Raw genomic sequence first — 25,394 nt, 5'->3', positions numbered from 1 at the left:
GCGTATAAGAGACAGGGACGCAGGGTTATGCGGTGATCTCGTCGTAGGCCAGCCGAAGGGTGGCCGGGCCGCGCAGGACCATGTTGGGGCGATAGGCGGGCGGGTCGGCGAGCAAGCGCGGGGCGCGCACGCGCGCCGCGACGGCGGACAGGGCCGCCTGCGCCTCCATCCGGGCCAGGGCCGCGCCGAGGCAGTAGTGCACGCCACCGCCGAAACCCAGGTGGGCGTTGTCGGGACGGTCCGGGTCGAAGCGGGCGGGATCGGTGAAACGCCGCGGGTCGCGGTTCCCGGCGGCGAGCAGCAGTCGGATGTCGTCACCGGCCGGAATAGTCTGTCCCGCAACCTGAATCGGCGCGGTCGTGTGACGGCCGGTCATCTGGACGGGCGGGTCGTAGCGCAGCACCTCTTCCACGACCGCGGGCGCGAGGTCGGGATCCGCGCGCAGCCGCCCGAGTACGCCGGGGTTGCGCAGCAGGGTCAGCACGCCGTTGGTCACGAGATTGACCGTCGTCTCGTGCCCGGCGATCAGCAGCATCCCGAGCGTGGCGCCGAGTTCGACGGCGTTCATGCGGGTTTCGGCGTCGCCCTCGGTGAGCAGTCCGGAGATCAGGTCGTCGCCGGGATCGCGATGACGCCGCGCGATCATCGGGGTGAGGTAGTCGCGCCACTCGCCGCGGGTCACCGCCAGTTCGGCTTTCTCCTGTTCGCTCAGCGACTCCTCGGGATCCAGTCCGCGCGTGAGCCGTTCGGCGAAGGCGTGGAATACCGGCTCCTCCGAGGCCGGCACGCCCAGCAGCTCGCAGATGACGCCGACCGGCAGCGGATACGCCAGATCGGTGACGATATCGATCACTCCCGGACCCTGGCCCCGGGCGTCGAGGAGGCCGTGCACCAGGCGTTCGATATGCGGGCGCAGCCCGAGGATGCGCGGAATGAATTGATGCATCGTCTGCCGCCGCAGGGTGTCGTGATGCGGCGGGTCCATCACCAGGAACGGGCCGTGGAACGGTGTGCCGTCCGAGCCCAGCGGCGCCGGATCAGCCACGGGCTGCCGCGGATCACGCTGGGTCATTCGCGGATCACGCAGCAGCTGAACGATATCGGTGTACCGGGTGACCAGCCAGACGTGCTCGTCCAGGCGGTGCAACGGCTCGGCGAGCAGCTCGGCGTAGTACGGATACGGGTCGTGCCTGTTGGCCGGATCCAGGATGCTGTCGTAGAGCGCCGCGGCCGGATACTGGGTGCTTGTCATCGGACGCCTTCCAGGGACAAATCCTGCGGCGTGGCGCCGGAGTCGAGAATCAGGGGCGTGGCAGGGCTGTCGTTGGCGGCGATGAGCGGCGGGAACGGCGCGGAGTCGGCCACCAGCGCCGCGTAGCCGTCCAGTACGCGCGGTGAGTCGACCGCGGCCGCGCCGACGGTGACACCGTCGCGGCCATAGACCACGACGAACGGACCGCGCCGGCACGAGCCCTGCGCGAGCATCACCCGGTCCGCGATATGCGGCAGCCCCACGGATTTGATGTTCATGCCGAACTGATCGGACCAGAACTGCGGCAGGCCCAGGGTGTGGCACAGGGCGCCGCCGTGGGTCAGGTTGTGCGCGGCGGTATCGGCCTGCTCGATCGCGTTGCCCCAGTGCTCGAATGCGGCCGGCGGCGCGTCGAAAGGCGGGTGCCGCCAGCGGGCCGCGTCGCCGATCACGTAGACCTCCTCGGCAGGTGTGCCGTCCAGAGTGATTGCGCGGCAGGCGGTGTCGCAGTCCACACCGCCGCTGTCGGCGGACAGTCCCGCGCCCGAGAGCCATTCGGTGTTGCGCACCGAGCCCAGCGCCACCACCGCGACCTCGGCATCGAGCGGTGTGCCGTCGGACAGCAGCGCACCGGTGAGGCGGCCCTCGCCCGCCAGCGCCTGGACAGTGGTACCGACCCGCAGGTCCAGGCCGTGCGCCCGCTGCCGCGCACCCAGGGCCGCGCCGACCGCCGTGCCCAGTGCCCCGGACAGCGGTGCGGGGCCGCGTTGCACGAGGGTGACCGGGATGCCCATGTCCAGGCAGCTGGAAGCGACCTCGGATCCGGTGAATCCGCCGCCGATCACCAGGACCCGGCGCGGCGCGGCGAGCAGATCCGCGCGCAGCCGGTCCGCGTCCTCGCGACCGCGCAACAGATGCACCCCGCCCAGTGCGGCCTCGGCGGCCACCGGCCACGGCCGGGCACGCGCGCCGGTGGCGATGACGAGCCGGTCGTAGCCGATCGCCCGGCCGTCGGCCAGATGCACGGTCCCGGCGGCGCGGTCCACGCCGGTGGCGGCGACGCCGAGGACCCACCGCGCGTCCAGGCCGGGAGTATGCGGCAGCGCCAGCTTGTCGGTGCCGATCCAGCCGCTGAGCACCGTCTTGGACAGGGGCGGCCGGTCGTACGGCTCGTACGGCTCCTCGCCGATGAGGACCAGCTCGCCGGCGAACCCGTTGCGGCGCACGGATTCCGCGACTCGCCATCCGGCCAGCGAGGCGCCGACGACGACGATACGGCCGACTGCCGTGGCCATCACAGTTCCGCGGCCATCGCCGCGATGAATTCCGTGGCGTCGGCGAAGGTCTCACCGTCGCCGCCCAGCGTGATCGCCTGTACGGGGCAGGCCCGCGCGGCCCGCTCGACCTCCCGATCGAATCGGGCGGCGGGCACGTGGTCGTATTCGAGCGATTCCTCGCCCCGGAATCGGAACACCCCGGGCGCGGCGAATACGCATTGCCCATAGCTTTGGCACCGATTCAAATCGACTAGAACCCGCATGAAATCTCCCGCGTCGTACCGGATAGGGGTGGCCGGCGGGCGGTGCGGTGCATCGATCGCAGCCCGTCGCCGATGTCGCTCACGGTATGACCATGGTCGGGCCGGTGTCCTGGACCGATCAGCGGATACGCGGGTGGAGATTTTTCTCCACCCGGAGGGCGGAATATCCGCCCGTCGGCGCAGGACCGCGCACCCCCGAGGGATTTACGGTCGGACTCGACGATTTCGAGTTGTGAGAAACGGAGATTCCAATGAGCGGTGCGCTGCAGATCGTCCTGATTCTGGTGGCGATCGGATATGTGCTGGCCCGGCGGATGGGCGGTGAGCCCGCGCAGGCGAAGCGGATGCTGATCCTGCCGGTGGTGCTGATGGCGATCGGCCTGTCGGATGTGACCAAGGATGTGAAAACTCCTGCGGCCGTGGGCTTCCTGGCGGTCACGGTGGTGATCAGCCTGGTGCTGGGCGCGCTGCGCGGGGCGAGCGTGCGGATCTCCGAGCGGGGCGGTGTCGCCTTCGTCCAGTACACCGTGCTGACGGTGGTGCTGTGGGTGGTCAACGTCGTGGTGAAGTTCGGCGCGAATTTCGGTCTGCGCGCGATCGATCCGCACGACGCCACCGCGCTGAGCAACAGCCTGCTGCTGACCCTCGGCGCGAGCATGCTGCTCGAAGGCCTGGTCGTGCTGGCCCGTGCCGTGCGCAGCGACCACCAGGTCATCTGGCAGGCGGGTAAGGACGGTGCACCGCACCAGACCTCGCCGTTCCTGGACGGTATGCGGCGGGATCGCGGTCGTGGCCAGTGGCGCTGAAACCGCCGCATTGACGGCTGCCGGGCACTTCAGCCCCTGCCGGGATCGAGACGACTCGGGCGCCGGGAATGGTGGTGGCCGGTTCGCCGGCGATCGCGATCGCGGCCGGTCCCTGCTGGTTGCCGACACGTGTTCGGCACGGGACTGGCCGTTCGTGAACACGGCAGACAGGACGACCGACCGGGGCAATCGGTCAAGGGGGACGAATTCGAAGTGTGTTGGCGCGGTTGAATGCTCGACAGGCCCTAGGGTGGTACCGGGCGGTACGTGCTGTCGGATATGCCGCCAAGCTCAACCAGGGAGTTCTCGGTATCGACCGAAGGGAGTTCGGGTGCGTCGGGTGCTGTTCGCCCTGTCCATACTGGCCGCGGTGGTGTTGACCTTGCCCACCGCGACAGGCTGTTCGTCGCCCGCGAAGTCGCCGGGCACACCGAAATCACCGACGTCCCAGGGCACGGTGAAGGTACGAGCCGGAACGGGCACCGAACGATTCGGTGTGCCGATGGTCGCGGTGAACCTCACCCAGTGCGGGGCGAACAGCGTCGTCGCGAAGCTGACAACCGGCAACGACGGCGCCGCGACCCAGACGGTTCCGGCCGGTTGCTACCGCGCGACGGTCACCTCCGTCCCGTCCGGCTGCCAGGCCGACGCAGTGTCGAACGCCCAGGTCGAGGTCCGCCCCGACGAGACCGCCGCCACCGAGTTCGTGATCCACTGCGCCTGACCCGTCATCACCCGGTCCCGTACAGCTGTCCCCCGGGTGAGTGGTGTCGCCTGCCCATGGAGGCCTTCCCTGGGAAGGTCCAAGGAGGCTGTGGTAAAGTCCAGCGATTCAACCAAAGTACTTTAAAGGCACGCCGTCGACACGCCGAGCAGCGCGTGTGCTAGCGGTGCTTTTACGGACAAAGGGTGCGATTGCATATCTCGACTACCCCTTTCACTCTTCGATCGCCTACCTTCGGACACCGTGAGTAACGCAACACCGGCCCGGCCGGACGTTCCACCGGAACCCACGACGATCGCCCGCCGCAGAGCCCTGCCACTGAGAGCCGGTTTACCACCACGAATCCGTCCCGGGCATGTTCACCGCTGGCTCGCCTCGATGGTGATGGCGCTACTCACTGCCACGATCACCCTCGCGTTCGCACCCCCCATGCACGCCTCCGCCGCGGCGATCGACCCGCGCGCGGAAAACACGGTGGCCCGCGCCGCGGTGCTGGACCTGATCGGCCCGCATCCGTGGGCGATCGCGCTGCCCGCCGATTTCGCCGCGGGGGCCGGGTACACGCCGGTCGTACAGGACCATCTGCTCGTCGACCCGCTGGGCGACTGCTCGTCCCCGATCCAGCTGCCACTCGAATTCAAACCCGCCTGCCGCGCCCACGATCTGGGCTACGACGTGCTGCGCTACGCCGAACGGCGGCATCAGCCTTTGGGCGCGTGGGCGCGCCAGGCCATCGACGCGGTATTCCAGAAGCATATCCACGCCGCGTGCGCCGACCGCGTCGACTCGATGTCCCAGACCGAATGCGACTTCATGGCGACACTCGCCACCACCGGAGTGGACCTGAACTCGCGACGGCAGAATTACGCCACCCCCGAGCCGGAATACGTGTTCGGAATCCAATTGAACGGCAAGCACATCGATACGCAGCTGTGGCATCTGGGCGGGCCCGAGGCGCTCGGTGTCCTCGGGGCGTTGATTGTGGGCGCGGGGGCCTGGTTCGGGCTGCGCCGACGTCGGCGGAGGGCGGCATGCTGACACGTCTGCGCCCCCGGGTGGGCACTGTCGTCGCGGTGACGCTCGCAACCGTGTTCACGCTGATGCCCGCGGTGCTGCCGCGCACCTCCGCGACGCAGGCTGTGGTGACGGGCGCACTGGCCATGACTGCGATCGGAATCGCCGGGCTGATCCGAATCCCCTTGGGCCGCAGGGGGATCGATGTCGAAGCCCGCTACGGCCACCATCTCGTCCCGGTGCTGCTGGTCTGCGGTTTCGCGATCACGGCCGCGACGGTGAACGCCACGCACTGGCAGAACGGCCTGCGCGCTGCCATGGGCAGCGCCCCCATCGGTCCCGAGTACTGGCTGCGCGCCGCGCTGGGCGCGGCCCTGAGCGCCGGACTGCTGGTCGGGCTGCTGCGCGGGGTGCGCTGGGTGGTACGCCGGATCGGCCGCGCCATCCGTACCCGACGCCGGATCGCGCCGGTCGCGAACGCGCCTCTGCTCGACAACCCGGCGGACGCCGCATCGCTCATCCAGCCCGCGCCGAAGGCGGCCGCGGCCGCTGCGGAACGATCGTCCTAGCGATCCGACCGGCATCCAGCGCTTGGTGATTCCGGCCGACGTCCAGCGCCCGGGTGATGTCGCCAGGCAGACCTGCCCAGTGTCCCGTTCGGCCGCCTGAGCCGGCCGAACGGGACACTTCAAGCAAGTCAGTGGCTGGAGAATGGCTTCATGAGTGTGCTGGGTCCGTTGCTGTCGAAGCGTTTCAGGGACTATACCGTTGTCGACAAACGGATTCCCGACGAACGGGACATGGTGGTCACCGGCATCATCGACGCCTACCGCGCCGGAACACCGACCGCACGGACGGAGATCCGGGATGAGCTCGGTCCGCGCACTGCCGCGAGCCTGAACTGTTACGGGCAGCGCATGGCATCGCTCGCGCGGCGCTCGCAGTCGCCTGAGCCGCTCGAACGTGCGGTGATCGCGGTGGGCCTGGCCGTGCCGTTACTGGAGGACTATCGGAACAGTCTGTTCGTCCTGGCCGCCATCAACCATGCCGCCGAGGCGCTCGGGACCGATCTGTCCCACCTGATCGAACCCTTCGCGCCGATCATTCCCGATCGGGGCATGGCCGCACTGCGCGCATTCGCCGGGCGCGAGGAGAACGACAAGAGCCTGCGGGCCTTCGGCATCCGAATTCTCGGCGACGGCGCGGACTTTCGCTATCACTGACCGGCAGCGGTGTGCGATAGCCTCGGGGCGTGTCCGACTCCAAGATCGTTCTCGTCACCGGCGCAGGCACCGGACTGGGCCGCGCCGTCAGTATCGCGCTGAGCGCGGCCGGGCATCGGGTGGTGGCCGCGGGCCGCACCCGCGACACCCTCGAGGCCACCGTCTCGGCCGCGCCGGGCCCGGGCTCGGCGCACGCGATGGTCGCCGATGTCACCGATCCCGACTCCGTGCGCGAGCTGTTCGAGCGGATCGAGGACCGGTGGGGGCGCCTGGACGCGCTGTTCAACAACGCCGGGCTGTTCGGGCCGCCGCGGCCGGTCGAGGAGGTCTCGGTGCAGGACTGGCGGCGTGTGGTCGACACCAATCTGACCGGGGCGTTCCTGTGCGCGCAGGCCGCGTTCGGGCTCATGCGCCGCCAGCGGCCCGGAGGCGGGCGGATCATCAACAACGGATCCATCTCCGCGCACGTCCCGCGCCCCTACGCCATCGCCTACACCGCGACCAAACACGCCGTCACCGGGCTGACCAAAGCGCTGGCCCTGGAAGGGCGCGCGCACGACATCCCGGTCGGCCAGATCGACATCGGCAACGCCGCCACCGAGATGACCGCCGGAATCGCCACCGGCGCAATGCAACCCGACGGCGGCGTGCGTCCCGAGCCCACCTTCGACGCCGCTCACGTGGCGGCCGTCGTCCTCCAGCAGATCGAACTCCCGCTGGAGGTCAACGTCCCGTTCCTGACGATCACCGCGACCGGCATGCCCTATCTCGGGCGCGGGTGAGCGACGGGCCGACTCTCGCTCGTGCCGCAGGGGACGGTACAGCCGGGACCCTGCTCGTGCCGGAGCGCAGCGAAGGAAGCGGTCAGTGGATCAGCTCGGCCAGCCCGGACAGTGGGCCGGGGAGTCCGGCCAGATGTGATTTGATCCCGGTCGCCACAGGATTCGGGGTTTCGGCGCGCAGGCGGTCCAGTTCGGTCTGCATCGTGGCGACCGTCTCGCTGTAGTAGCGGTCGACGGTGGCGGCGTCGGTGTGATCGCCGGGTTCGGTGGACCACTCGAGCGGCGGCAGGAAACTCACATGCACCGAGGCCGGCAGCGGCAGCTGGGGCAGGACCGGCGCGACCCCGAACGGGAGGCCGAGGGTGTAGGGGAAAACCTTGGAGCGCAACAGTTTGTTCAGCCCCAGGAGGCGGGCGGTGCGTTCCCCGCGGCTGAGCACGAAGATGGCGTCGTGGCCGCCGTTGGCGACCGCGGGGATCACCGGGACACCGAGTTCCAAGGCCAGGCGGATGAAGCCCTTGCGGCCGGCGAGATCGATCTTGTCGCGGTCGGTCCAGGGCCGGCAGGCCTCCCAGTCGCCGCCGGGATAGACCAGGACCGCGGCGCCGTCCTTGATTCCGGCGGTGGCCGCCTCCTTGCAGGCGGGGAGCGCGCCGAAGGATCGCAGGCTGTCGCCCAGGACCGGAAGATTCAGCAGGATGTCGTGTGCCACACCGAAACTGGGCTCGTCGGGCCGGTGGTCGAGCATGGCCATGAACGTCACCCATATCTCCGGCGCCCAGTAGATCGACGAATGGTTGCCGATGACCAGGGCGGGGCCGGTGACGGGCAGGTTGCGCAGGCCGCTGACCCGGGGGGTGAAGTAGTTCATATACGCCCGCGCGACGGGGAATAACGGGTGGTCGGGGTCCGGAAGCTTCCGGCGGGTGTTCATCGTCTCGTTCCTTCGTGATCGAGTACCGGTCGGAGGACGGCGTGCGCCCGGGCCATGCCCGGTGTCCGCGTATGCAACGGTGATCCCGTGTCGACGACTGCTGGTCAACTTCGAGCGACATCCGAAATGCCCTCGGTCACATCCCCGTTGATAGCTACGATGGCCGCATTCGCGGTCCGGTAACGGCGAGCGTATGCGGGTCCTCGTCGACCCTGCCGTGCCGTCCTCCTGCCTTCGCAAGGTTAGCAGGCAAGCGTTTGCTTGGTGGCGAGTGTGCGCAATGCCACTCTGTCTCAGTCGGTTTCGATCTTGATGGCTACCTCGCTGCGAATCACGGCCGATCGACCAGTCCGTGCTGGTGGGCGTAGACGACCGCGTGGATCCGGTCGCGGACACCGAGTTTCGCCAGAATCCGGGAGACATGGGTCTTGACCGTCTCCTCCCCGACGCGCAGCGCCGCGGCGATCTCGCTGTTGCTGCGGGCGCCGGCCACCAGCAGCAGCACCTCGCGCTCGCGGGCGGTGAGCGCCTCCAGCTCGGTGGGTTCGGTTGCGGCGGTGAGTGTTCCGGCGAGACGACCGGCCAGCCGGCGAGTCATCGACGGATCGATCACCGCGTCCCCGCGCGCGGCGACGCGCACCGCGGCGATCAGCTCCTCCGGCGGCAGCGTCTTGAGCAGAAAGCCGCTGGCCCCGGCCTGCAGCGCCCGGGCCAGGCTCGCCTCGCTGTCGTAGGTGGTCAGCACCAGCACCCGGGTGCCGCCCGCGGTGACGACGGCCTCGGTGGCGGCCAGGCCGTCGAGTTTGGGCATGCGCACGTCCAGGATCGCCACGTCGGGGCGCAGCCGCGCGACCTCGGCGACCGCACTGCGGCCGTCACCCACGTCGGCGACGCATTCGGTGTCCGGATGAGCCTCGAGGACCGCGCGCAGCCCCGAACGGAACATGGCGTGGTCGTCGGCGATCAGGACGCGGATCGGGGTGGTCATCGAACTCCGCTCATGTGCCCGCGATGGGGATGGATACCGTGATACGCCAGTGGTTTTCGGCAGTTCCGCTGGCGACGCCGTGGGATCGTGCGCTGCCCGGTCCGGCGCTGCCCGGCCGGATATTCCTGGCGTCGGCCGATCCCACCTCGACGGCCGGTGGATGACAGACGATCTCGTAATCGACCGTGCCGCCGAACAACTCGGCGCGCCGCCGGATACCGTCCAGACCGCGGTGCGGTGAACTGTCCGTATCACGCGGGTCCGCAACGGGATTGGTCTCGGTGATGACGACGCGGTCGCCGCGCTCGTCCACTTCGAGGCGCGCCCGGCCCGCGCCGTGGCGCAGCGCGTTGGTCAGCATCTCCTGCACGATCCGGTACACGGTGACATCGAGCGACTCGGGCAGGGGGGTGGTCGTGCCCGAGGCGAGCAAATCCAGATCAAGGCCCGTTTCCCGCACGTGCGCGGCGAGCTCCTCGATATCGGCCAGTCCGGGCTGGCGCCGGCCCGCCTCGTCGCGGCCGTGCAGCAGATCCAGCTGGCGGCGCAGATCCACCATGGCCGCACGGCTGCTCGCCTCCACCGCCGCCAGCGAGCGGATCGCGGGCGAGTCGCCGCCGCTGTCGGAACTATTCGGGTCGGTCGCGGATCTGCTGGCGGACAACGCCATACGCGCCGCGCCCGCGTGCATGCCGATAGCGCTGACATGATGGGAAATGACGTCGTGCAGATCCCGGGCGATAGCCTCGCGCTCATCGGCCAGCGCACGGTCCAGGGCGGCGCGCTGCTCCTGGCGCCGCAACCGTTCGCGCTGTTCGAGTTCGGTGACGTATGCGCCGCCGGCGGCGGTGTAACGGCCGATCAACCACGGCACCAGGCTCGTGGAGGCCGCCGTGGTAGCCAGCAGCAGCCAGCCGTGCGCGGTAGGGCCGCGCGAGATCAGCATCGACCCGCACGACCCCAGAGCCAGGATCGGCACGATGAGCAGCGAGGCGCGCCCCGACAACCACGCCCCGGCACGATAACCGGCGATCAGGAATCCCATGTCGCCGTCCTTGAGCGGCAGCCCGTGCCCGTGCAGCACGGCGGTCGCCACCACCCGCAGCACCGTCTGCACCACCGCCACGACCCCCGCCGTCGCCGGCGGGGCGGCGAACGCCAGATCCGCCAGGATCAGCGGAACCGCGACCGCCGCGCCGACCCCGGGTGCGACAGAGAAGATCCCGGACGACGAGAAACTCACCGTGTCCACGATCGCGGTCGCCACGGCCACCAGAACCGACTGCCGCGTCAGCGAGCGGCGAACCCCAGCGAGCTCACCACCGTCGGCCGCACCCACATCACGAACCGAGGCGAACAATCGCGGAAAGCCGCGTCGCCCACCGCGCCTGGCCGACCCTCGGCTGCTGTGCCCACGATTCATTCCGCTGCGCTCCGCTCACGCCACGGTCGCGCCCGGTTCGAATACACCCTCGCGACAATACCCGCAGGCCAGAGCGCGATCGTCCCGCCTGCGGGGGACTGCGGATCCCCCGTGGGGGCGATGGCATCGACGGGGGCGGGCACCGGACGGTCGGCGTGGCGACAACGTTGCTCTCCACTGCCCGAGGAGTGAGCCCCATGTACGCCGGATCGTGTCTCTCTCCCTGAGGGTAGAGATCTCTGGAAAGAGCGCGGTTGCGGACAAACAATTCCCGAGGAGGGTACGACGGTGGTATGGCCGTGATCGTCAAACATCTATCCGCGGCTTGGACCAGCGTGTTCGCGACTATCTGGAGGCAGAGCGCCGTCGTCGGCGGATGATCTCGAGACCACGAATTCTGCTCGGCGTGGCCTCATCGATGGCAGCCGCGCTGACGACCATGCCCACCAGGCGAATGATCGGACGCAGGCACCGACCCGGCACCACACCGCCAAGCGCTGGTGCACGGCAACCACGCCGAACTGCACTCTGCGGGCCGACTCCACGCGGCACCCGGCCCAGCGCTACATTCTGTGCCCGCCAAAGTCGGAAACCGGACACTTGGGGGCACAAAATGTAGCGGGAGGCCGGTTCTCAGGGATTGAAACGGGGTAGGCCGAGTGAGTTGGGGTGAACCGGGCGGTCGGCTCGATCCGCCGCGACGCGCCACCGGCCCGGGGCGTTGACGATTGTGCGCAGGGTGCGGGCAAAGCGGGGGTTGGGGTTGCGACAGTGGTAGGAAGGGGTACGTGTCCGAGACTGGTGTAGACAAGCGATCCCCACAGACCTCTCGAGCCGTGTCGGAGGTGGTGGATCTGGTCAGTGCGCTGATCCGGTTCGACACCTCCAATACCGGTGATCTGGCCACGACCGCGGGTGAGCGCGAATGCGCCCAATGGGTCGCCGACCAACTGCATCAGGCCGGGTACGTCACCGAGTACGTGGAATCGGGCGCGCCGGGACGCGGCAATGTGTTCGCGCGGCTCGAGGGCGCCGATCGTGGTCGGGGCGCGCTGCTGATGCACGGGCATTTGGACGTGGTGCCCGCCGAGGCGTCGGACTGGAGTGTGCACCCGTTTTCCGGTGCGGTGCGCGACGGGTACGTGTGGGGGCGCGGTGCGATCGATATGAAGGATATGGTCGGCATGATGCTGGCCGTGGCCCGCCAGTTCAAGATCGAGGGCACGGTGCCGCCGCGCGATATCGTGTTCGCGTTCCTGGCCGACGAGGAGAACGGCGGCAAGTGGGGCTCGCAGTGGCTGGTGGACAACCGGCCCGACCTGTTCGAGGGCATCACCGAGGCGGTCGGGGAGGTGGGCGGATTCTCGCTGACCGTACCCCGCCGCGACGGCACCGAACGGCGGCTGTACCTGGTGGAGACCGCCGAGAAGGGCCTGGGCTGGATGCGCTTGCGCGCCAAGGCTCGCGCCGGACACGGATCGTTCCTGCACGAGGACAACGCGGTCACGATCCTGGCCGCCGCCGTGGCGCGGCTGGGGCAGCACACCTTCCCGCTGGTGCTCTCGGAGTCGGTGAACGCATTCCTCGCGGCGGTCTCCGAGGAGACGGGCATCGAATTCGACCCGGACGGTCCCGATATCGAGGGCCAGCTGGCCAAGCTCGGCACGATATCGCGGATCATCGGCGCGACGCTGCGTGACACCGCGAATCCGACCATGCTGCAGGCGGGGTACAAGGCCAACGTCATCCCGCAGACCGCCGAGGCCGTGGTCGACTGCCGGGTGGTGCCGGGCCGTCAGGCCGCGTTCGAACGTGAGGTGGACGAGCTGATCGGCCCCGACGTCGAACGCGAGTGGATCACCAAACTCGACTCCTACGAAACGACGTTCGACGGCGATCTGGTCGACGCCATGAACGCCGCGGTGCTGGCGCACGACCCGAACGGGCGCACGGTACCGTACATGCTGTCCGGTGGCACCGACGCGAAGGCGTTCGCGCGCTTGGGGATTCGCTGTTTCGGATTCGCGCCGCTGCGCCTGCCGCCGGAGCTGGACTTCTCCGCACTGTTCCACGGTGTGGACGAGCGAGTTCCGGTGGACGCACTGGAATTCGGCACCGAGGTACTGGAACACTTCCTGCTGCACAGCTGACCACTCCCCGCGCCGGACATCGGATTCGGCAAGGATCTAACGACGACGAAAGGACGGACCTCGTGCCCGACTACTCCTACAACCCGTACGCGGCGCTCCCGGACCTGCCCGGATTCACCCTCACCTCAACCGATGTCGCGGACGGCGCCGCGTTCGCCGCGGACCAGGCCAGCGGCAAGTTCGGTGTGCCGGGCGGCAAGGATGTGTCTCCCCAGCTGTCATGGTCGGGATTCCCCGCCGAGACCAAGAGTTTCGCGGTGACCGTATACGACCCCGACGCGCCGACCGCGTCCGGATTCTGGCACTGGGCAGTGGCCGACATCCCGGTCTCCGCAACGACTCTGGCCGCGGGCGCGGGCAGTGAGGGCGGCACACTGCCCCCCGGTGCGATCACCCTGCGCAACGACGGCGGCTTCCCCGGCTTCGTCGGCGCCGGCCCGCCGCCTGGACACGGCTACCACCGCTACTACATCACCGTGCACGCTGTGGACGTGGAATCCCTCGGCGTGCCCGCCGAGGCGACCCCGGCGTTCCTGGGCTTCAACCTGTTCTCGCACGCCATCGCGCGTGCCCAGATCGTCGCGACCTTCGAGCAGCCGGCCTGACACAGGCGTGTGCCCGGCCTGTAGCTGCATTTTGTGGTCCTGATCGTCGGAAAGCGGACGATTCGACGCGCAGAATGTAGCTCCAGGCCGGGCTCGGCACGCCGCGGTGCGACGGCAACGCCACTCGGCGCGCCCACGGGGGCTCCGGCGGGCGCGCATAGGGAACTGGCCGCCGGAACTCGACCTGCCCCGGCGTGACCTGGCTCGGCCGGTGATCGGCGGGCGCACTTTTGGCACAGAGGGGATCGGTGACCCGCGATCGGCACGACGTGCAGGTCGTGCGCGGCATGTGCGAGATACGGTGAACTGCACCCAGGTTGGACGGCTGGCGACCCGATGCGACCCTGTGCCCCACGATGATTCCCGGCACACATGTACGGGCGGGAGTCGATGACGCGCCCGGGATGCGTCCCCAAGGGTCTCCGGCGGGCGCGTACAGGGTGCCGCTCGCTGTGCACTACGAGGGATTCTCCGACACATGCCGCGTGCGAGGGGATCAGTTCGGCGGCGCACGCGGAATCGGGCGGCTGCGGCGTGATCACGATATGCGGCCGGGCCGTGGGCGTAGTTCCGGTGTCCGTGCTATGCCAGCCATTCCCAGGCTCTGCGCACCGGTCATCTCGACCACCGCCCGATGTTCGGTGATTCGATCCCGCACTGTGGCCCCGAGCGTAATGCTCGGGGCCACAGTGGTTTCCGGTCTACTTCAGGTCGACGACCGGCTCGGCCGGCGGGCTCTGGTACAGCTCGGCGATCTCGGTGGCGTATTTCGTGGCGATGGGGGCGCGCTTGAGTTTGAGGGTGGGGGTGATCTCGTCGCCGCCGGGTTCCCAGGCCGCGGGGATGATGCGGAAGCGTTTGATCTGTTCCACGCGCGCGAGTTTGGTGTTGGCCGATTCGATGGCGGCGCGGATCTCGGCGACGATCTCGGGATGGGTGGCCAGCTGCACGAGGTCGGCGTCCGGGGCGCCCAGGCTCTTGGCGCGGACCGCGGCCGTGTCGGGGTCCAGCACGACCAGGGCGGCGATATAGGGTTTGCCGTCGCCGATGGCGACGAGCTGCGCGACCAGGGACGAGGCCGTCTTGACCCAGTTCTCGATGTTGGTGGGGGAGATGTTCTTTCCCGCCTCGGTGATGATCAGTTCCTTCTTGCGGTCCACGATCGTGACGTAGCCGTCGCCGTCGATGGTGGCGACGTCGCCGGTGTGCAGCCAGCCGTCGCCGTCGAGGGCCTCGGTGGTCTTCTCGGGCATGCGCCGGTAGCCGCGGGTGACCAGGGGGCCGCGGACCAGCAGCTCGCCATCGGTGTCGAGGCGGATCTCCATGCCGCTCATGGCCTTACCGACCGAGCCGGGACGCGGCTCGGCCGGTTCGGTGTAGGTGACCGCGCCCGTGGTCTCGGACATACCCCACACCTCGCTGACGGTGAAGCCCAGTCCCAGCAGGTATTCCAGCGTCTCGGGCGGGATCGCGGCCGCGCCGGAGGAGGCCAGCCGCAGCTCGTCCAGGCCGAGGGTGCGCCGCAGCGCGGACAGCACGAGGGCATCGGCGATCCGGTGCTGCACGCCCAGCACCGGATTCACACCCGCACCGGCCAATCGCGCCCGGGCCGTGGCGATTCCGACCCCGATCGCCCAATTCGCCAGCGCCTTCTTGACCGGGCTCGGCTCGACCGCGAGCTTGGCCTCGATCCCGGCCTTCAGCTTCTGCCACACCCGGGGCACACCGAACACGCTCGTCGGCCGGGCGTCGGGCAGCGCGGCGGCGATCTCGCGAGCATCCGGCACACACGTGATGGTGATCCCCGTGAACTGGTTCATCGCGTGCGCGGAAAGCCGGTCGGCCACATGCGCCGACGGCAGATACGACACCGTCCGATCGTCCAGACCGACCTCGAGGATCTCCCGGCACCCGACCACCTGAGCGACCACGTTGCTGTGGGTGAGCTCCACCCCCTTGGACGGCCCGGTGGTGCCGGAGGTGTAGATGAGCGTGGCCAGATCCTCCGGCCGCACCGCACGCCAGGCGGCATCGAAATCGAACCCGGGAGCTGGATTCGCCTCCACCTCGGCCAGCGACGACGTCCCCGCGGCCGCCCCGTCGACGACAACGACGTGCTCGAGCGCCACCCCCGCCCCCAGCACAGCCTGCAATAACGCCTGCTCGGTGATCACCACCTTGTTCCCTGCATTGGTGAACACATGCGCGATCTGCTCTGCCGCACTGGTGTTGTACACCGAGAACGGCACCGCCCCCACATGCAGCGCAGCGGTATCGACCAGATGAAACTCCGGCCGATTGGTCAGCATGATCCCCACCGTATCCCCCTGCCGCACACCAAGATTCGCCAACCCCGAGGCGATATCCCGCACCCGCCGCCCATACTCCCCCCAGGTGATCTGCACACTCCCGCCCACGGTCCGCAACGCCACCTGATGCGGCCGCACACTCACAGTCTGCTGAAATGCCTCGGGTACGGTCCGAACCGTCACCCCGGTCTGATGCGTATAACCGATCTCTGTCGTCGTCATATCCCTGTTCCGATACCTCTACGGACCGAGTCGCACCAGGCTCCGCCTGAGCCCTGCCCGACCGGCCCCGACACATCGGTGACCACATCGAATCGCGACGTCGGCATCGCACCACCAAGTGACGCGGCTCACTCATCCTATCGGCGCATCGCCCCCGGCGCGCCTACACCGGCCGGCTCGCGCACGGTCGCCGGTGGCCGTGGCCGGCCAGCGGGCCTGTGGCGCCGTTGGCGGGCGGACCGAATTCCATCGCCCACGGCGGATCGTCGGTGGGAATCCAATGACCACGACGGCGCTCGGCATCGAGGTACGCCTGTGCCCGCACCGTGCGCGGACGGGTACGGATCGGAACGACCGTCACACCGATCCCCGCCGCCGTGACCGCACGCATTTTGGCCGGGTTGTTGGTCAGCAACTGGACCGAGGTCAGCCCGAGTATCGAAAGCGCCTGCGCGGCCTCGGTGTAAGACCGCGCGTCCGCGTCGTACCCGAGCGATTCATAGCTCGCGAAGGTGTCCAGACCGGTCCGTTCGCTCTCGCTGTTGCCACGAGCCTTGGCGATGAGCCCGTATCCGCGCCCCTCCTGCTCCAGATACACCAGCACACCGGCCCCGTCCGCCGCGATGAGATCCAGCGACTGATCAAGCTGCGAACCGCAATCGCAGTCATCACCACCCAGCGATTCTCCGTACAGACACCGAGAATGAATGCGAACCAGGCAACCATCGCCGATGGACCCGAAGATGAGCAGATGCCCCCGGCCGACAGGGACTTCGGCGATCTCGATGCGAAGCCGATGACCCTTGCGGGAGAACTCGTGGCTCGTGACCGCAAAGGTGTTCCACATACGCTGCCCTGGTAGAGTTTTCGCCGAACCTCACCTCACACTGCATCATAACCGCACACCTGTGTCGGCGGCCGTGATCCGCAGCACGGATCGTTTTATCGGTACTCGTTGCGGCGGTGGATATTTCGAGGAAAGGGCGATCGCAATACTGCGTTCGCCCTTCGGCTCTGCGACGATGTCCGGGCTGTTCGAAAGTCACCATTCGGGTGAGTTGTCTGCGTTACCGCCGACGTGCGAACCAGGTCCCGGCGAGCGTCAGGACGAATCCGCCGGAGGCCGCGGTCCCCGCTGCCCTCGCGTGGCCTACGACGACCAGCACGACCACCGTGGCCAGGATCGCCATCAGGACGACCATGCCGATGATCTCGCGGCGGTTACGTTCCGATGGCTTCGACAGCTCGCCGCTGACATCCGCGCCGACAAGTGTTCCGTGATCGGTAGTCATAACTGGGTCTTGTAGTGGGGCCCATGCGGATTCGAGTGCCCATGGTGCGTTGTCGGTCGGGATCCAGTGCTGTCGGTGGCGGCGTTTGGCTTCCAGATAGCTCGTGGCCCGAGCGCTCAGTGGCACAGTTCGCAGCGGCACCACGGTCACCGCTATTCCCTCCGCCCTGACAGCTCCGGCCTTGGCCGGATTGTTGGTCAGAAGCTGAATCTTTGTCAGTCCGTGGCTCGTCAGCAGAGCATGCAAGCATTCGGCGGCCTTGGTGTAGGAGCGCGCATCGGCCGAGTATCCCAAGGCCTCGTAACTGGTAAAGGTATCCGCGCCGTGCTGCTCGCTGTAGTGGTATCCGCGGGCCTTGGCGATCAGGCCTTCGCCGCGGCCCTCCTGTTCGAGGTAGATCAGCACGCCCCCACCCGCGTTCTGGATCATGTCCAGCGTCTTGTCCAGCTCTGGGCCGCAGTCACAGTCGTCCGATCGCAGCGACTCCCCGTAGAGGCATCGGGAATGGATCCGGACCAGACAGTCCTGCACCGGTTCACCGAAGACGAGCATGTGGCTGTGCTGGCCGTCGCCGATTTCGAACACCCGCAGCGGCAACCCGTGTCCTCGGCGGCTGAAGGTGTGCTCGGTATCGTGCCCGGCGGGGGTGGGCTCAGTGATCGTCGATGTTGCTCCGCGCCAAGTATCGAGCGACAACGTGTGCCCGCTCCGGCTGGTCTCATGCGTGGTGTCGTCAGACAGCAACGAGACCGAGTGGCCGTCGTCCATCCAGGGATCGAACCTTTCCGTGTCCATTATCGTGTGGTAGCCGGGCAGAGAAGCCTGGGGTAGCGTACCGGCCGAGCTGGGGTTTCAACTGAAGCCACGTGCGGGAAATACGACTTCTACATCGCGCCGCTCAGGTCTCCTGCCTCACGGGCCAGCCGGAGCTGCACGATGTTGTCGACCCGGCTGGTCGGCGGCATGGATTCGGGTACCGAGTCCAGTGACTGCGTTGCCACCATAGCCGCTGTGGCCCAGACGAAGTCGATCTCGCCCGGAGGGTGCGGCGTGTCGAGCAGGCGATGGGTCAATGCGGCCGTGAACGCCGCCGGGGCGCCGGGCGATCTAGTGAGCATCGACGGGAACGGCGGTATGTCGAAGTCGCCGTGGTCCGAGTGCACCGTGCATCCGAAGCCTTTCAGCGTGCACACCCCGCGCACGCCGGCGACCCGAAGCCGCTGCGCGGTGTCGCCGACCGGGGATCCGGTATTCGACACCAGCGCGTCCAAGTCTGTGGTGCTGCCGATCAGATAGTCGATCATCGGCAGATACGGGTACAGCGACTGCGGCCGCGGCAAGGTCGGTGAGGCGTGCACAATCAACTGCGGGGGATGCCTCAGCGTGCGCACGACGTCGAGCAGACCGGTGAGGACCCGGACAGGCTGCTCGAACGTGAACAGCAACGCGTCCGCGGCGGCGATCGCCGCGTGGACAGCCGGTGAGCCGATGTCGTTGTCGGACAAGGTCATCCGCTCGTCCTTGTCGGCGATGATCGCTTGTTCGCCCGTGCGTCTGGAAACGATCACCGCGGTAACCGGTGTCGGTGTCTGCTCGACCGTCTTCACCAGGGAGGTATTGACATGCTTGTCGCGCAGATAGTTTCGCAGATTATGACCGGCGTCGTCGTCGCCGACCGCGGCGAGCAGCGCCGCCGGCCAACCGAACTCGGCGATGGCGACGGCGCGATTGAGACCTTTGCCACCAGGATGCACCACGCGTGTGCCCCACACGGACGCGCCCGCGCCGGGCATCTGTTCCACACGGTAGAGATGGTCGATGACAGCGTCACCGACCACGACGACTCTGGGCGCGCTCTGCGGCTGTTCGGTGACAGCCGCGGGGAGCACTGCTCCATACGCCGAGCCTTCGACGATCAGCCGCGCCAGCTCGGTGAAAGCCCTCTCCTCTGTCGAGCCGCGGATGGTACGCAACGTCGGGGTGTCGGGTATGTCCTCGTCTGGTACGCCGTGGTGCAATTCGCTCCAGTACGTACACAGATACCAGCGTCGAGCACCGAGGTCGTCGGCGTACAGGTCGGTTGTGTTCACACCCGGCGGCGGAGCGTTTTCCAGTAGGCGCAGGTTCAGTTCCACGTCGACGACGAGCCGATCGGTCGGCGTCAGGTTCCGGGCCATCGCCCGGATCACCGGCAGCGCCGCCTCCAGCGGGGACAGATCGGCATTGTCGGCATACGTCTGGATCACCGGCTGCTCGATCAGGGCATCTGCGTCGATTTCGGTACGGTGCAAGCGGTCCGGCTGCAAGCCCGCCCGTTTGCGCAGGCTCGTGAGCACACTGCGCACTGCGGCGACTGTGGTGTCGTCTCCGGTCATGGAAGCCTGTCACCTCCGTATCACCATCGTTGCAGACGTTGGACGCAATCGCGGCATATTCCCGTTCACTTTCGGGTTTATCCTGGTGTCACTACGGAAACTTACACGGTAGGACGGCATTTGCCAGAATCTCCTGGGAAAAGCCCCCTACTGGTCCGCATTAGTGCGCTGAGGCGCATCGGGGAGGTCCTGATGTCGGGAACGATTCTCCTGAAGCGGCGTATCCGGCGGTGTCATCGCCGAGGCGAGGTCCTCGACGGCGAGCTCGAGCCGATCGCCTTCCCTGGTCGGGTCTGCGCCTGACCCACGCCCGAATCCACCAGTCGCCGCCCGCGACGTGACCCGTCCGGCATCCGAGAACCACGCCGACGGGGTTTTCGGCACTCCGGAAACGGTTGGACGGCGCTCGGTCCACTGCGGGGAGAATGTTGTGACCATCTATGAGAACAGCCGCACCATCATCGGCGGCCTCAGTGGCGAATGGGCCGTGAGAACTACACGGGGCGGGGCGGTGTGGCAGCTGAGTTGGCTGCCGGACGGTAGTTTCACCGGCGAGCAGGCCCGCGCCGGAGTAGAGCTGGCCGAAATCGCCGCGGAGCCGCGGACTCTGGCCGACCCGAATGCGTGGGACCAGGCCGATCGGCATGCCGTCCTTCTGAACATCACTGTGCCGCAAGCCTTGTCGATCCTATTGCACCGCACGAACTTACGGAGATCGTCATGACCATCCATATCGGCGACTGGCTGATGACGAGCGATCGGACCGACGAACAGGCCTGTCGGGTGGCCGAGAAGTGGGAGGCGTCCTGGCGGCTGAGTTGGCTGCCCGAACGTCTGGTCACCCGAGCCCAGGCCCTGGCCGGGATGGACCTGGCCGAGACCTACGACCGGGAGGACGTGCGCCACGACCGGCTGGTGCGTGCCCGCGCGCTGGTCCACGCGGCGGAGTTGGGCCTCACGCTCGACCTCGCACTGCTCGAACTGGGAATTCGCAGGTGCGCATGACCACGGCGCCTGCCCTGCGCGCCACGACTTTCGGCGACCGCAGCCGAAGTGAGTATCCGACGGTACTCGAGAGGAGACAGTCATGAGTATCGAGACGACCGACTGGACCATGACCAGTGATCGGACTCCCGAATACGCCTGGCGGGACACCGGTGACGGTGTGGCGCAATGGCGATTGAGCTGGCTGCCGGGCCACCGGCTCTCACCTCTGCAGGCCCTGGCCGGGATGGAGCTCGACGAACTGCTCAGCGATCCGGACGCGGTGCACGACGAGGACACCTACCAGGAGGTAGCCGATTACGCGGCCACGCTGGGGGTGCGCTACGAGCGTGCGGTGATCCTGTTGTCGCGCCGCATGATCGAGCGCCTGCGCCGGCACTCGGGCGTCCGCACGCGCCGCGAAGCCGAGCCGGTGCTCTCGGGACGTATCCCACGCCCGCACTGAACGGCGTCAGGGCTCCTGCCGGATGTAGACGCCGCCCCCGGGATGAACCTCGATCTCGGTCGCACGGGAGTCGGTGACCAGGAACCGGATCCGGACCCCGGGCTGCCGGCGCACCGTGAACGTGCGCTCACCGCTGGGCTCCAGCACCACGGCCTGACCGCCGGCGACCTCGACGGTGAGGTGGTCGCGGTCGAGCCGTACCCGGGCCCGCAGCTGACCCATCAGATAGTCGCCGGTGAACGTCGCCAGGAGTTCGGGGTCGGATAGTTCCTGCGCGGGCCGGCGGCGGAAGACGATCGGAGACACCGACGGCTCGAACGGTACGGCCAGCGAGCCGACCTCGCCCTCGGGATCGGTGGCGAAGGTGAGCGTGAGGGCGGTTTCCACGGCCGTCAGGTCGAGATCCCAGGTCTCGAAGTGACGGTGACGCATACCGAGATCGAGAACTCCCAGGCGTGCGGTCAGCCCATCCTCGCCAGCGGTGACGTGCAGCGTTCCGTAGCCGGGGTGGTGATATTCGCCCAGGTACGCGGCCTCGGGGTGGGCGTGAGGAGTGTCCGCGGAGGCCGCGCGCTGGCGCCGGGTCGCTTCCTTGGCGCCCGCCCGCGCCGACTGCTGCAACTCTGCCATACGCTCGCCCCACGGCAGCGGCGTCAGTCCCAGCAACTCGTCCATGACCAGGTAGCAGGCCGCGTCGGGCAGCAGGCTGGCTTGGTGATCGGCCAGCACGATCACCCCGGCCGCGGCGTCGGGCGCCATCACGACCTTGGCGCTGTAACCGTCGATGTTGCCGCCGTGGTGTACCAGGCGCTGGCCGCGGTAGCTCTCGAGCCCCCAGCCCAGGCCGTAGCCGATCCCGAATCTCTCCGGCCACAGCCGCGCCTCCTGGCCCAGTGCCATGGCCGGCGCCTGCAGCGTGCGCAGCGCGGTCGGGTCGATCACCTCCCGCCCGTCGAGCCGGCCTCCGTTCAGATTGGCCTGTACCCAGCGGGCGAGGTCGGCGACGCAGGAGTAGATGCTGCCCGCCGGGGCGCAGACGGGAAAGTGTTTGGGCGGCATCTCTTCCCGGACGCCGTCGCGTTCCCGATAGCCGCGGCTCCAGTCCGTGCCGCTGCGCGCCTCCTGCGGGGAGAAACAGGTGCCGGTCATGCCCAGCGGCGTGAACAGCCGCTCCCGGATCCCCTGTTCCCAGCTGCTGCCGAGCAGCTCACCGGCCAGGTAGCCGGCGATCAGGTACATGAGGTTGTTGTACTGCCAGACCTCGCGGAAGGTGCGATTCGGCTCCAGGTGGCGCAGCCGCTGTTCCACCACCTCGCGACGGCTCAGCTCGGGGTTGGCGTACCAGACGATGTCGTGACGGGGCAGCCCGGAGCGGTGGCACAGCAGATCGCGGGCGGTCAGCAGATCGGTGGCGACCGGATCGTGTAATCGCAAGCGCGGCAGGTACTCCCGGACCGGACGATCCCATTCGAGCAGTCCGTCGCCGACCAGTGCGGCGAGCAGGGTGGCGGTGAAGGCCTTGGTCGTGGAGCCGATCGCGAACAAGGTGCGCTCGGTGGCCGGCAGCCCGGCCGCCACGTCACGCAGCCCGAACCCGCGGGCCAGGACCACCTGCCCGTCCTGGACCACACCCACCGCCATGCCCGGGACCGCGAAGCGTTCCAGCTCACCCTCCAGGGCTTGGGCCAGCTGGATTCCGGCACTCGTCTCGGTCGTCACACGGACTCCTGCCCTACAGCGATGAAGACTCGAAAATCATTGCGGCCGACCAGCCGTCGACCAGATCGCGCTGTCAGCCAGCGTAACCGGTCCTGCGCTCTACAGGTCGGGACCGGGCGCATTCAGGCGCGCGACGAAAAGGAGCGCCGCGTCCGAGCCCGACCCGCTTCGGCCCGAGCAGGCTCGGACCTATGCCCAGACGCGGCACCCGGACAGGATCTTGTGGCAGTCCGGTCGGACTCGACGTCACCGGCCTCCCGGCCAAGCCGACGGGCGATGACGTTGTATCCGTCGTCCGTGCTCGACGCCGACAGCGCGGTCACCCACACAGGCCGCAGCACCGTCTCAGGCGTGCGCCGCGCCCACCGCCTCGCCGATACTCGCGTACCCGCCCGCGCGCAGCCGTGCGGCCACCCCCCGGTGCAGCCGCCGAGTCCAGAACGGCCCACCGTAGATGAATCCGGTGAACCCTTGCAGCAGGGAGGCGCCCGCCAGAATACGCTCGAAGGCCTGATCGGCGGTTTCGATGCCGCCCACCGAGACGAGCGTCAGCTTGTCCCCGACGCGGGCGTACAGGCGGCGCAGGACCTCGAGGGAGCGCTCGGCGACCGGCGGCCCGGACAACCCGCCCGCGCCCAGCGCGTCCACCTCGGCGGCGGGGGTGCGCAGGCCGGTGCGGGCGATGGTGGTATTGGTGGCGACGATCCCGGCCAGGCCCAGTTCGACGGCCAGGTCGGCGACCGCGTCGATATCCTCGTCGCTCAGGTCGGGGGCGATCTTCACCAGGACCGGGACGCTCACGCAGTCCAGCACCGCGGCCAGCAGCGGACGCAACGACTCCACCGCTTGCAGATCGCGCAGTCCGGGCGTGTTGGGCGAGCTGACGTTGACCACGACGAAATCCGCCAGCGGGCCCAGCAGCTTGGCGCTCGTCACGTAGTCGTCGGCGGCCTGCCCGGCGGGGACGACCTTGGTCTTGCCGATGTTCGCGCCGATCGGCACCCCGCCCGGACGACGCCGGCGCAGCCGGTCGGCGGCCGCGGCCGCGCCGTGATTGTTGAACCCCATGCGGTTGATCAGCGCGTGGTCGGCGGGCAGCCGGAACAGGCGCGGAGCGGGGTTGCCCGGCTGCGCCTGCCCGGTCACGGTGCCGATCTCGGCGAATCCGAAACCCAGTGGGCCCCAAGCGTTCACGCCCTCGGCGTCCTTGTCGAATCCGGCGGCCAGCCCGATCGGCGCGGGAAATTCGACCCCGAACGCCGTGATCCGAAGGATCGGATCACTCGTGGCGGTCAGGCGGGTCAGCAGGGCCCGGGCCGGGGCGAGGCCGGTCGCCCAGCGCATCGCCACGAACGCCAAGTGATGGATGCGTTCGGGCGGTAGCAGGAACATCAGACGCAGCACCAAGGAATACATGCGGACTCACATCCCCGGGCCCGGCACCGGAAACGTGGTCTTTCGCCGCCGCAGCAGCACGCGGCGGCTGCCGTCGGTGTAAGCACGCACCCGGGACAGCTCCCAGCCGCCGTATTCGGCCTGGATAGCCAGCCGGATCGTCGCGGTCACCCGGGTGACTTCGGGGGGTAATCGTAACGGCACGTACTCGTATTCTCCTTCTTCGCTGGTCTCCTCCCACTCCGCTGGAACCGACCGCCTGGACTGTCGGTTCATCGAGGCCCGAGCCATCACTGCCCTCTCTTCCTGTCGTCCGCGCCGATCCGTTGCAGACCGTCACCGGTCGCGGATGCCACGAACAGGTCGCCGGTGCGAGAGTCGACCGTCACCGAGTCCGGCTGACGTACCGTCGCGAAGCGTCCCACTTCCTCCGGTATACCCGTCGACAGGTCGTAACCGACAACTTCGTTGGATCCGGTCAGGGTGACCCAGACAGTTTCCGTGCGCTGGTCGTAGGCGAGCGCGTAGGGCGACGAGCCTACCGGGAACATCTGCCGCATCAGCAGCGGATCGGCGCTGAACACCAGTAATGCGCCCTCGGCGGTGTCGGTGACCAGTATCCGGCCGTAGTGGTCGGTGATCATCTGTGTGGAGCCCGCACCGGCGCGCAGGGCCAGGCCGGGGCGTTCGCGCTTGAAATCCATCTGGGACAGTTCGGTCTGCGTCCGGTCCAGGACCGTGACCGCGGTGCCCGGTGTGGCGATCGCATCGATGTCGGACAGGCCCGTCACCGTCTGTTCGACGTGGCCGTCGGGCGCGAGGATGAGCAGGCGATGATCGGCCAGGCCCGCGGCGATCGTGCCGTCCGCGCGCTTGGCCACCGCGCGAACCTGGCCGTCGACGGGGGTGGCGCGGACGGTGGCGTCGGCGACGTCGATGTGCAGGACCTGCCGTCCGGCCGCGGCCAGCACCTGGCCGGACGGGCCGGGGACGAGGGCCGAGGTGCGGGCGGGCAGGGTGATCGTGCGAGGGTCGGTCAGGGCGGCGGGATCCAGGATGCGCACGGTGACCCCGTCGGGGGCGAGCAGGACCAGTTTGCCGGTCCCCGGATCGTCCAGGGCATCGGCGATGGGAGCGGACTCGGTCACGGTCCCGGCGGGGGTGGTGTGCTCGGCCGGGGAGACCGCGGCA

At 68.4% G+C, this 25,394-nt stretch carries 25 protein-coding genes; 11 read left to right on the top strand and 14 right to left on the bottom strand.

Going from position 1 to position 25,394, the window contains the following annotated elements:
- Positions 1-25: 25 nt before the first annotated feature.
- The 3 genes from JZ791_RS35860 to JZ791_RS35850 are packed head-to-tail and all read right to left on the bottom strand — an operon-like array spanning position 26 to position 2,792.
- Complete coding sequence (locus JZ791_RS35860; RefSeq protein ID WP_216901042.1) at positions 26-1,252, bottom strand: cytochrome P450; 1,227 nt, start codon at positions 1,250-1,252, stop codon at positions 26-28.
- Positions 1,249-2,547 carry an NAD(P)/FAD-dependent oxidoreductase gene (locus JZ791_RS35855; protein ID WP_216901040.1) on the bottom strand — a complete coding sequence of 433 codons (1,299 nt, stop codon included), beginning with the start codon at positions 2,545-2,547 and terminating at the stop codon, positions 1,249-1,251. The genes JZ791_RS35860 and JZ791_RS35855 overlap by 4 nt, the downstream gene beginning before the upstream one ends.
- On the bottom strand, positions 2,547-2,792 hold the full coding sequence (locus JZ791_RS35850; RefSeq protein WP_216901038.1) for a ferredoxin: 246 nt from the start codon (positions 2,790-2,792) through the stop codon (positions 2,547-2,549). Before JZ791_RS35850 ends, JZ791_RS35855 begins: the two co-directional genes overlap by 1 nt.
- A gap of 251 nt (positions 2,793-3,043) precedes the next feature.
- Between JZ791_RS35850 and JZ791_RS35845 the strand changes: the two genes are divergently transcribed.
- From JZ791_RS35845 to JZ791_RS35820, 6 genes are all read left to right on the top strand, one after another.
- Complete coding sequence (locus tag JZ791_RS35845; RefSeq protein WP_216901036.1) at positions 3,044-3,598, top strand: hypothetical protein; 555 nt, start codon at positions 3,044-3,046, stop codon at positions 3,596-3,598.
- A gap of 331 nt (positions 3,599-3,929) precedes the next feature.
- Positions 3,930-4,322, top strand: coding sequence for a hypothetical protein (locus JZ791_RS35840; RefSeq protein WP_216901034.1), 393 nt, complete (start codon positions 3,930-3,932; stop codon positions 4,320-4,322).
- A gap of 384 nt (positions 4,323-4,706) precedes the next feature.
- The gene (locus JZ791_RS35835; RefSeq protein WP_216901032.1) at positions 4,707-5,360 is read left to right on the top strand and encodes a hypothetical protein; all 654 of its coding nucleotides are present in this window, start codon (positions 4,707-4,709) and stop codon (positions 5,358-5,360) included.
- A complete protein-coding gene (locus JZ791_RS35830) occupies positions 5,354-5,905 on the top strand; it encodes an alpha/beta-hydrolase N-terminal domain-containing protein (RefSeq protein ID WP_216901030.1) in 552 nt (183 codons plus the stop codon). The genes JZ791_RS35835 and JZ791_RS35830 overlap by 7 nt, the downstream gene beginning before the upstream one ends.
- Before the next feature lie 150 nt (positions 5,906-6,055).
- The gene (locus JZ791_RS35825) at positions 6,056-6,559 is read left to right on the top strand and encodes a hypothetical protein (protein ID WP_216901028.1); all 504 of its coding nucleotides are present in this window, start codon (positions 6,056-6,058) and stop codon (positions 6,557-6,559) included.
- Positions 6,560-6,588: 29 nt separating this feature from the next.
- Positions 6,589-7,341 (top strand): SDR family oxidoreductase, encoded by a 753-nt coding sequence (locus JZ791_RS35820; protein ID WP_216901026.1) that lies wholly within the window; start codon positions 6,589-6,591, stop codon positions 7,339-7,341.
- 82 nt (positions 7,342-7,423) lie between these two features.
- Here JZ791_RS35820 and JZ791_RS35815 read toward each other — a convergent pair whose 3' ends face one another.
- The 3 genes from JZ791_RS35815 to JZ791_RS35805 all read right to left on the bottom strand — a co-directional run bounded on the left by JZ791_RS35815 (position 7,424) and on the right by JZ791_RS35805 (position 10,602).
- Positions 7,424-8,275, bottom strand: a complete 852-nt coding sequence (locus tag JZ791_RS35815) for a lysophospholipid acyltransferase family protein (protein ID WP_216901024.1) — start codon at positions 8,273-8,275, stop codon at positions 7,424-7,426.
- Between the two features lie 331 nt (positions 8,276-8,606).
- Complete coding sequence (locus JZ791_RS35810; protein ID WP_216901022.1) at positions 8,607-9,263, bottom strand: response regulator; 657 nt, start codon at positions 9,261-9,263, stop codon at positions 8,607-8,609.
- Between the two features lie 10 nt (positions 9,264-9,273).
- The gene (locus JZ791_RS35805; RefSeq protein WP_216901020.1) at positions 9,274-10,602 is read right to left on the bottom strand and encodes a sensor histidine kinase; all 1,329 of its coding nucleotides are present in this window, start codon (positions 10,600-10,602) and stop codon (positions 9,274-9,276) included.
- A gap of 872 nt (positions 10,603-11,474) precedes the next feature.
- Here JZ791_RS35805 and JZ791_RS35800 point away from each other — a divergent pair.
- Positions 11,475-12,836 carry a M20/M25/M40 family metallo-hydrolase gene (locus JZ791_RS35800; RefSeq protein ID WP_216901018.1) on the top strand — a complete coding sequence of 454 codons (1,362 nt, stop codon included), beginning with the start codon at positions 11,475-11,477 and terminating at the stop codon, positions 12,834-12,836.
- A gap of 62 nt (positions 12,837-12,898) precedes the next feature.
- On the top strand, positions 12,899-13,441 hold the full coding sequence (locus JZ791_RS35795; RefSeq protein ID WP_216901016.1) for a YbhB/YbcL family Raf kinase inhibitor-like protein: 543 nt from the start codon (positions 12,899-12,901) through the stop codon (positions 13,439-13,441).
- 701 nt (positions 13,442-14,142) lie between these two features.
- On the opposite strand, the gene JZ791_RS35790 is transcribed toward JZ791_RS35795, so the two are convergent.
- The 4 genes from JZ791_RS35790 to JZ791_RS35775 all read right to left on the bottom strand — a co-directional run bounded on the left by JZ791_RS35790 (position 14,143) and on the right by JZ791_RS35775 (position 19,639).
- Positions 14,143-15,972, bottom strand: coding sequence for an AMP-dependent synthetase/ligase (locus JZ791_RS35790; RefSeq protein WP_216901014.1), 1,830 nt, complete (start codon positions 15,970-15,972; stop codon positions 14,143-14,145).
- A 163-nt stretch (positions 15,973-16,135) separates the two neighbouring features.
- Positions 16,136-16,819 carry a GTP cyclohydrolase II gene (locus JZ791_RS35785; RefSeq protein WP_216901012.1) on the bottom strand — a complete coding sequence of 228 codons (684 nt, stop codon included), beginning with the start codon at positions 16,817-16,819 and terminating at the stop codon, positions 16,136-16,138.
- Positions 16,820-17,039: 220 nt separating this feature from the next.
- Entirely contained in the window at positions 17,040-18,059 is a 1,020-nt protein-coding gene (locus JZ791_RS35780) for a GTP cyclohydrolase II (RefSeq protein ID WP_254206893.1), read from the bottom strand.
- Positions 18,060-18,148: 89 nt separating this feature from the next.
- Positions 18,149-19,639 (bottom strand): PfkB family carbohydrate kinase, encoded by a 1,491-nt coding sequence (locus tag JZ791_RS35775; RefSeq protein ID WP_216901010.1) that lies wholly within the window; start codon positions 19,637-19,639, stop codon positions 18,149-18,151.
- Positions 19,640-20,069: 430 nt separating this feature from the next.
- On the opposite strand from JZ791_RS35775, the gene JZ791_RS35770 reads away from it, so the two are divergent.
- The 3 genes from JZ791_RS35770 to JZ791_RS35760 all read left to right on the top strand — a co-directional run bounded on the left by JZ791_RS35770 (position 20,070) and on the right by JZ791_RS35760 (position 21,089).
- Positions 20,070-20,363 carry a hypothetical protein gene (locus JZ791_RS35770; protein ID WP_216901008.1) on the top strand — a complete coding sequence of 98 codons (294 nt, stop codon included), beginning with the start codon at positions 20,070-20,072 and terminating at the stop codon, positions 20,361-20,363.
- On the top strand, positions 20,360-20,644 hold the full coding sequence (locus tag JZ791_RS35765; protein WP_216901006.1) for a hypothetical protein: 285 nt from the start codon (positions 20,360-20,362) through the stop codon (positions 20,642-20,644). The genes JZ791_RS35770 and JZ791_RS35765 overlap by 4 nt, the downstream gene beginning before the upstream one ends.
- An 82-nt stretch (positions 20,645-20,726) precedes the next feature.
- A complete protein-coding gene (locus JZ791_RS35760) occupies positions 20,727-21,089 on the top strand; it encodes a hypothetical protein (RefSeq protein WP_216901004.1) in 363 nt (120 codons plus the stop codon).
- 6 nt (positions 21,090-21,095) lie between these two features.
- Here JZ791_RS35760 and JZ791_RS35755 read toward each other — a convergent pair whose 3' ends face one another.
- The 4 genes from JZ791_RS35755 to JZ791_RS35740 form a co-directional block, all read right to left on the bottom strand.
- The gene (locus tag JZ791_RS35755) at positions 21,096-22,808 is read right to left on the bottom strand and encodes a serine hydrolase (RefSeq protein ID WP_216901002.1); all 1,713 of its coding nucleotides are present in this window, start codon (positions 22,806-22,808) and stop codon (positions 21,096-21,098) included.
- A gap of 345 nt (positions 22,809-23,153) precedes the next feature.
- Positions 23,154-24,224 carry a quinone-dependent dihydroorotate dehydrogenase gene (locus JZ791_RS35750; RefSeq protein ID WP_216901000.1) on the bottom strand — a complete coding sequence of 357 codons (1,071 nt, stop codon included), beginning with the start codon at positions 24,222-24,224 and terminating at the stop codon, positions 23,154-23,156.
- A gap of 6 nt (positions 24,225-24,230) precedes the next feature.
- Complete coding sequence (locus JZ791_RS35745; protein ID WP_216900998.1) at positions 24,231-24,479, bottom strand: DUF5703 family protein; 249 nt, start codon at positions 24,477-24,479, stop codon at positions 24,231-24,233.
- Positions 24,480-24,493: 14 nt separating this feature from the next.
- The coding region (locus JZ791_RS35740) for a YncE family protein (protein WP_216900996.1) at positions 24,494-25,394 on the bottom strand (901 nt) is incomplete at its 5' end.

Origin of the sequence: Nocardia alni, assembly GCF_019038435.1 — a bacterium.
Taxonomy (GTDB): Bacteria; Actinomycetota; Actinomycetes; order Mycobacteriales; family Mycobacteriaceae; genus Nocardia; species Nocardia alni.
This window is presented reverse-complemented; position numbering and strand designations above follow the sequence as displayed.